The 1,223-nt window shown below is 46.0% G+C and carries 3 protein-coding genes; 1 reads left to right on the forward strand and 2 read right to left on the reverse strand.

The genetic code is table 11. The features are described 5' to 3' along the window. Window positions 1-120: 120 nt before the first annotated feature. Window positions 121-624, forward strand: coding sequence for a non-heme ferritin-like protein (locus tag NNN71_RS24615; protein WP_064544615.1), 504 nt, complete (start codon window positions 121-123; stop codon window positions 622-624). Between the two features lie 70 nt (window positions 625-694). Here the strand turns inward: NNN71_RS24615 and NNN71_RS24620 are convergent, their stop codons facing one another. Together NNN71_RS24620 and azuC are read right to left on the reverse strand one after the other, a co-directional pair. Continuing rightward, window positions 695-946 carry a DUF2766 family protein gene (locus NNN71_RS24620; protein ID WP_064544613.1) on the reverse strand — a complete coding sequence of 84 codons (252 nt, stop codon included), beginning with the start codon at window positions 944-946 and terminating at the stop codon, window positions 695-697. Between the two features lie 82 nt (window positions 947-1,028). Further along, complete coding sequence (azuC, locus tag NNN71_RS24625) at window positions 1,029-1,118, reverse strand: stress response protein AzuC (protein ID WP_015963980.1); 90 nt, start codon at window positions 1,116-1,118, stop codon at window positions 1,029-1,031. Between the last annotated feature and the right edge of the window lie 105 nt (window positions 1,119-1,223).

A 1,223-nucleotide genomic window follows, 5' to 3' on the forward strand; every position in this document is an offset into this window, starting at 1 on the left:
GTTGAAGACTACGAGTAATATGTAGTTACACTCCAACGCGTAAATAGCGCATGGTTAGCGGCTATTAAGATACTATGCGGTATCACGCGTATCGTTCCTACCAGTAATAAGGATATTTGTATGGCAGTTCCAGGAATGGTTCAAAAGCTTAATGCTCAGATGAATCTCGAATTTTATGCATCTAATCATTATTTGCGTTTGAGCGAGTGGTGCTCAGAACATCGACTGAATGGTACCGCGACTTTTTTACGTTCTCGGGCACAATCCAGCGTAACGCAAATGATGCGTGTGTTCGATTATATGAAAAAATCTGGCGCTTATCCGGTCGTGAAAGCTTTTGAAACCCAAGAAGATAAGTGCGCAACCCTCGAAGATCTTTTCCTGAAAACCATTGAAGATCACGCGCAGCGCAGCTCTACGCTGTCTGAGTTGACTGAACAGGCAAAAGTGCTTCATGACGATAACACCCTGAGTTTCCTCAACGCACTGGAAGAAGAGCAGGAACAGGATGGTATCTTGCTGAAGACCATTCTGGATGAAGTGCGCAGCGCGCGTAAAGCGGGCCTCTGCATCCAGCAAACGGACCAGCATCTGCTGAACATCGTTAACCAACAGCAGCATTAATTACGCAACAAGGGCGGCCATGGCCGCCCTTGTTCTTTCTGAACTTAGTCCTGAGGACGTCAATTCCGGATCAGTGCGTCGCATCCTGTGGCGTAAACTTCAGCTCAATCAGCGCAATCGCTTTCTGAATCGCCCGCAACGTTACCGGATCGGCCCCCGCCGGATGAGTGGTAAAGTCAATCGCTTTCAGCTGGGTAGCCATCTTTTCACGAACTTCAACTGGCGCGATAACATCGATAACGTCGAGGATCTGTTTGATAACGAGTTGGCAGGCGACAACGTCGGAAACCAGTTCATCGTTCGGGGTGAGGTTCTGAGACATTTTTTGCTCCTGTTTTGCGGAGCGTAATAGTAACCTACTTTTGCTGAAGATAAAAAAAACCTGCCGCAGCAGGTTTTTTTTATCAGAACATAGCGCCTGGCGGTACGTCTTTGAAAGTCTTGCAATAGTTCTCGAACATGCTTTTGAGGATTTTACGCATGCGCTGTTTCATGTTGATGCTCCGGTTTTTGTTATGCAGGTGTTATTGTCTTTAGGTACATAATATGAGCTCCATCACAAAAATCAACCATTTTGAGAGTTAAATCACATAATAACT

Origin of the sequence: Kluyvera sp. Awk 3, from assembly GCF_028069715.1 — a bacterium.
Classification (GTDB): Bacteria; Pseudomonadota; Gammaproteobacteria; order Enterobacterales; family Enterobacteriaceae; genus Kluyvera; species Kluyvera georgiana_A.

What these genes read in the sequence shown, in the direction of transcription:
- NNN71_RS24615 (WP_064544615.1), top strand. Translation starts at nt 121, where the DNA reads ATGGCAGTTCCAGGAATGGTTCAAAAGCTTAATGCTCAGATGAATCTC.
- NNN71_RS24620 (WP_064544613.1), bottom strand. Translation starts at nt 946, where the DNA reads ATGTCTCAGAACCTCACCCCGAACGATGAACTGGTTTCCGACGTTGTC.
- azuC (WP_015963980.1), bottom strand. Translation starts at nt 1,118, where the DNA reads ATGAAACAGCGCATGCGTAAAATCCTCAAAAGCATGTTCGAGAACTAT.